The 5,434-nt window shown below is 40.9% G+C and carries 3 protein-coding genes and 1 pseudogene; all 4 read left to right on the top strand.

Annotated features, from left to right (window positions below; all coding sequences use genetic code 11):
- Nucleotides 1-160 precede the first annotated feature (160 nt).
- Entirely contained in the window at nt 161-1,447 is a 1,287-nt protein-coding gene (locus tag RDS42_RS12070) for a putative ABC transporter permease (RefSeq protein WP_308783881.1), read from the top strand.
- A 160-nt stretch (nt 1,448-1,607) separates the two neighbouring features.
- Complete coding sequence (locus RDS42_RS12065; protein ID WP_308783880.1) at nt 1,608-3,182, top strand: sugar hydrolase; 1,575 nt, start codon at nt 1,608-1,610, stop codon at nt 3,180-3,182.
- A 16-nt stretch (nt 3,183-3,198) separates the two neighbouring features.
- Nucleotides 3,199-5,160 carry an alpha-L-rhamnosidase gene (locus tag RDS42_RS12060; RefSeq protein WP_308783879.1) on the top strand — a complete coding sequence of 654 codons (1,962 nt, stop codon included), beginning with the start codon at nt 3,199-3,201 and terminating at the stop codon, nt 5,158-5,160.
- Nucleotides 5,147-5,434 (top strand): annotated as a pseudogene (locus tag RDS42_RS12055) (glycoside hydrolase family 2); the annotation flags it as partial. The gene RDS42_RS12060 and the pseudogene RDS42_RS12055, both read left to right, overlap by 14 nt.

Below are 5,434 nucleotides of genomic sequence, written 5' to 3'. Positions count from 1 at the left end.
GAAAGTAAAATGATTTTCTGTGAAAATAGAAAAATAGCAGATAAGGCCAGAAAACGAAAATAGCAGAAGCATAAAGAAAATCGACATAACTTGACAGGATTCGTCTTATGAAATACAATGTTTTTTAAACTAAACAAGGATCTCAAAGGAGAACATTGATATGTTATATTCGTTTTATCAGCTGCTCTGGCTGTATATGATTTATTCATTTGCAGGATGGTGCGGAGAGGTAATATTGGCGGCAGTAAAAAGGCACCGTTTTGTAAACAGAGGTGCAGTCAGTGGGCCGGTATGTCCTGTATATGGAGTGGGGGCTGCGGCTGTGGCTGTTTTTCTTCCGGAGCTTCGGGGAAATATTTTCTTTTTGTTCCTGGGAGGAATGGTTCTGAATACCTTTGTGGAATATGTCACCGGTCGTTTGATGGAAATGGCTCTTCACAAAAAATGGTGGGATTACTCGGAAGAACGCTTTAATCTTGGAGGTTATATATGTCTGAAAACCTCTATAATCTGGGGACTTTGTTCAGTTCTCATGATTTTGTTTTTGAATCCGCTGTTTCTGAAGCTTATTTCACTGATCCCTGTATTTTGGGGTGAGATTATTCTGTGGGTGTTCTTTGGACTGCTTGCCGTAGACTTCCTTGGCACAGTTCTGGCAGTTTGGGGACTGAAAAAGAAAAAAGGCCGCATGGATCAGATTGTGGAAGGACTGGGACGCACTTCAAAACTCCTTGAGAATACCATGACCAGAAAACTTCAGGCCCGTATGATAAAAGCATATCCGAATCTGGTCAAAGAAGATAAAGAAGAAGTTTTTGCGGCAGGATGTGGATTTTATAAGCTGGTTTCATTGTTTTTTATCGGTGCTTTTCTTGGAGATGTGACAGAAACTGTTTTCTGCCGTTTTACCATGGGAAGATGGATGAGCCGAAGCAGTGTGGTATTTGGACCTTTCAGTATTGTGTGGGGACTGGGCTGCGCCATACTTACCTGGATTCTTTACAGGTATCGTGAGCAAAGCGACAGACGACTGTTTCTCTGCGGAACGATTCTTGGAGGAGCCTACGAATATATCTGCAGTGTATTTACAGAAATAGTATTTGGCACAGTATTCTGGGATTACAGTAAGATTCCTTTTAATCTGGGCGGCAGGATCAATCTTCTTTACTGCTTTTTCTGGGGATTTGCAGCTATTATATGGATGAAGGTGATTTATCCGTTTCTGGCAAAATGGATTGAGAAGATCCCGATCCGTATCGGAAAACCTCTGTGCATGATCATGGTAATATTTATGAGCGTAAATATCCTGCTTTCCGGATTGGCTCTTGACCGTTATTCCAAGCGTCACGATGGTCTTCCGGCAGAGAGCGGGATAGCAGAGCTGATGGATGACTGGTTCCCGGATCCCTATATGGAGCGAGTATATCCCAATATTAAGTTCAGATAAAAAAACAATATTCAGACGCGAAAAGTCACTTTTTTAACGCAAGTGGTATGCGTCCTCCGTAAGTTTTATAGTACTATAATAGCATCAGTGCAAAAAGACGGTGTATATATTTCCGCTTTTTGTACAGGTGCTATTTTTATTTAAACGGGAGGATAGTAGTATGGCATCTGTTTGTATTCTTGATGAATTTGAAGTACATAAAAATGAAAAATTTCTTCGTATTGCAGAAGAACTGAAACCGGAACTTCATACAGCTGATATATTGCCGGAGCGCATTATAAAAACAGCAGAGAACGAAAAATCCGAACTGGAAGTCTGTGAAGAAGAAAGTCCGGATAAATTAAAAGAAAAACATTTGAATGCAGGAGAATCGGTGATCCTTGACTTTGGAAACCATCATGTAGGTTATGTGACGCTGGATCTTGGTTCTTTTGGAAGCCACCAGGATGCCCCGGCGTACATTTATTTGAAATTCGCAGAACGTCTGGATGAACTGGGGGCAGAAACCGATTCTTATAACGGCTGGATCAGCAAAGGCTGGATTCAGGAAGAATATCTTCATATAGATGTGCTTCCGACAAAACTGAAACTTCCAAGAAGATATGCATTTCGTTATCTGGAGATCAGAGTGCTTGCAGTATCTTTAAAGTTTTCTCTTGTGGTCAATGAAGTAAAAGCAGAGTCAGTTTCAGCTGTAAGTGAGAAAGAAGTTTCCATGCTCAGAACGGAAGATGAACTTCTGAAAAAAATAGATGCGGTAAGTATCCGTACTTTAAAAAACTGTATGCAGCTTGTTTTTGAAGACGGGCCAAAGCGTGACCGCAGAATGTGGCTGGGAGATCTGAGACTGCAGGCAAGAGCAAACTACAAAACTTTTCATAATACAGATATGGTAAAACGCTGCCTGTACCTGTTTGGAGGACTTACTTTTAATGAAGGAAAGCTGGCAGCCTGTCTGTTTCTGGAGCCGGAAATTGAACCGGATGATACGTATTTGTTTGATTATGCGCTGCTTTATGGATCAGTAGTGTTGGATTATTATCGGGCAACCGGAGATAAGGATACATTGAACGATCTTTATCCAATAGCAATCCGCCAGATTGAAATTGGATTAACCTATCTGAATGAAGAAGGGATTGTGCCTGATCACAGTGGCGAATTCTGGTGCTTTGTGGACTGGGGAGAAGGACTGAATACACAGGCAGCATCTCTGGCTATTCTGATTTATTCTATGAGATATGGAATCCGGCTGGCTGAATATATGAAGGATGAAAAAACGATTCAATGGCTGACAGAAAAAATGGAGGTTTTGAAACAATCTGCCGTAGAACATTTCTGGGATGAGGAACAGAAGCTTTTTGTCAGTGGAGCAGAAAGACAGGTATCCTGGGCAACTCAGGTATGGATGGTGCTTGCACGAGTATTTGACAAAGAAAAAAACAGAAAACTGATTCTTCATACGATCGAGGTGAATCCGAGAATTCGAATGGTTACTCCGTATATGTATCATCACTATATTGATGCGCTGATCAGATCTGATGAAAAAGAAAGAGCGCTGTATGAAATGCGCAGATACTGGGGAGAAATGATCCATGACGGTGCAGATACTTTTTGGGAATTATACAATCCTTATAATAAGTATGAATCACCCTATGGATCAGTGGCGGTAAACAGCTTTTGCCACGCCTGGAGCTGTACGCCTACTTATTTTTTAAGAAAATTTTATCTTGTATGAAAAGGGGAAAGTCAAAATGAATAAAAGCTATTGGATATGGTACCCGGGAGATATGGAATTATACTATGGAATGAAGCAGAATTTCAGCCGCGTAGAAAGAGGTTATGGATGGCCAGCATTCTGGAAAAGTGAAGGATTTCGCAATCGTATTGTTTTTCGAAGGACTTATGAACTGGAAAAAGAAACAGAATTTTGTGTGTATTCCAGATCTATCGGTTATGTTCTTGCCGGAGATCAGAAGTATTCGTTTGGAAAAACAATAAGCTGTGGACCAGGCAGGGTACAGATTTCTGTTCATGCAGGATGTATAGAAACTTTTCCCAGTATTTATATAAAAGGAGATGTTATTTGTTCAGATCGGGACTGGATGGCTGAAGATTATTCTGTTCCACCTGTAGAGGTGGGATACAGCAGATATTTTACACACCCTGAACAGGATCCGTCCTGTTGGGAGTACAGCGAAAAAATTTTTTATCCGGTAAATAAAAAATCCTGTGGCGGAGGTGTTCTGTTTGAATTTGAAACAGAGCTGACAGCAGAGCTTCATATCCAGACGAAAAAAGAACTTTGCTCTCTGACTGTCTGCTGTGGAGAATCAATGGAAGAAGCGTTAGATCCGGATCATTGTTATTATAGCTGGCATCCGGATCCTGATACTGGAAAATGTCCTTGCTGTGCAGTACGATTTGCATTTATACCCCGGTGCGAGCTGGAAAATGTAGATTTGTATGCAGTTCATCAATACGTAGATATTCCTGTAAAGGCAGCATTTAAAAGCAGTGATTCCTTAATGAACAGAATCTGGCAGGTATCAGAGCATACCTTTCGTCTGTGCAGCGGTATATTTTTTATTGACGGTGTCAAGCGTGACAAATGGATCTGGTCAGGAGATGCTTATCAGAGTTTCTTTGTAAATCAGTATCTGATGGCAGATTCGGACATTGACCAGAGAACACTTATGGCTCTTCGGGGAAATGATCCTATGACGGCTCATATCAATACAATTGTAGATTATTCGCTGCTTTGGATACTGGGTGTAAAGAAACATTTAGAGGCATATGGAGATTTAAGATTTGTAAGGCAGATTTATCCTAAAATGTGTTCTTTAATGGAATTTTGCGAAAATCAGACAGATGCGCATGGATTTCTTACAGGAAGAGAAAAAGACTGGATTTATATTGACTGGGCAGATCTCGACAAAGAAGGCCCTCTTTGTGCTGAGCAGATGCTGTATGGAGCCTGCTGGAAGGCTATGGGTGATATCAGCAGTCTTCTGGGGCTGGAAAGCAGTAAATATTATGAGAAATACCAGACTTTGAAAGAGGCAGTTTCTGTATTTTTCTGGGATGAAGAAAAGGGAGCATATATTGATTCTTTTGTGTCGGGCAGAAAACATGTAACACGTCATGGTAATATTTTTGCTGTTTTGTTTGAGTTTGCAGACAAGGACCAGCAGGAAAAAATCATTAGAAATGTAATCTGTAATGAAAAAATTCCAGCCATCACTACTCCGTATTTTAAATTTTTTGAACTGGATATGTTGTGCCGTATTGGCAGACTGGATCAGGTTTTTCAGACTTTGAAGGAGTATTGGGGAGGTATGCTGGAAAGAGGTGCGGTGACCTTTTGGGAGGAATTTGATCCTGGTATATCACAGGAAGAGCAGTACGATATGTATGGAGACAGATTTGGAAAAAGTCTTTGTCATGCATGGGCGGCCAGTCCGATTTACTTCCTGGCAAAATATTTTGTTGGTCTGAAGCTTCCTGATACTCCTGGTAATCCATTTTCTCTGGAACCCAGGATGGAGTTTTTTTCTGAAATGCATGTGACGCTGCCTGTTTTTTCCGGAATAGTTGAGATTAATTGGGACAGCAGAGGAATCCGGGTATACGCAGACTGCGATCGGGGAGTGCTGAAGTTAGGAGGGAAGGAAATCGCCATTACTCCTGGAGAGGAATATTATGAAGAAAATTAATTTTAATAAGGATTGGATATGCAAAAGTCTTGACGGAGAGGAAATAGAATATCCGGTCACTCTTCCGCATGATGCAATGATCAGGGAACCGCGTACTGCAGACAGCAGAGGAGCGGGAAATATTGGCTGGTATACCGGCGGAGATTATGAATACAGAAAATGCTTTTATGTACCGGAGGAGGAAAACGGAAAGATTTTTATCCTGGAATTTGAAGGTGTTTACCATAATGCAGAAGTATATATAAATGGAGAAAAAGCATGTTTTCGTCCATAT

Source organism: uncultured Blautia sp., from assembly GCF_902497045.1.
Taxonomy (GTDB): domain Bacteria; phylum Bacillota; class Clostridia; order Lachnospirales; family Lachnospiraceae; genus Blautia_A.
This window is presented reverse-complemented; position numbering and strand designations above follow the sequence as displayed.

Bases quoted from the DNA above. Each gene is read 5' to 3' on its own strand.
- RDS42_RS12070 (WP_308783881.1), top strand. From the start codon at position 161: ATGTTATATTCGTTTTATCAGCTGCTCTGGCTGTATATGATTTATTCA.
- RDS42_RS12065 (WP_308783880.1), top strand. From the start codon at position 1,608: ATGGCATCTGTTTGTATTCTTGATGAATTTGAAGTACATAAAAATGAA.
- RDS42_RS12060 (WP_308783879.1), top strand. From the start codon at position 3,199: ATGAATAAAAGCTATTGGATATGGTACCCGGGAGATATGGAATTATAC.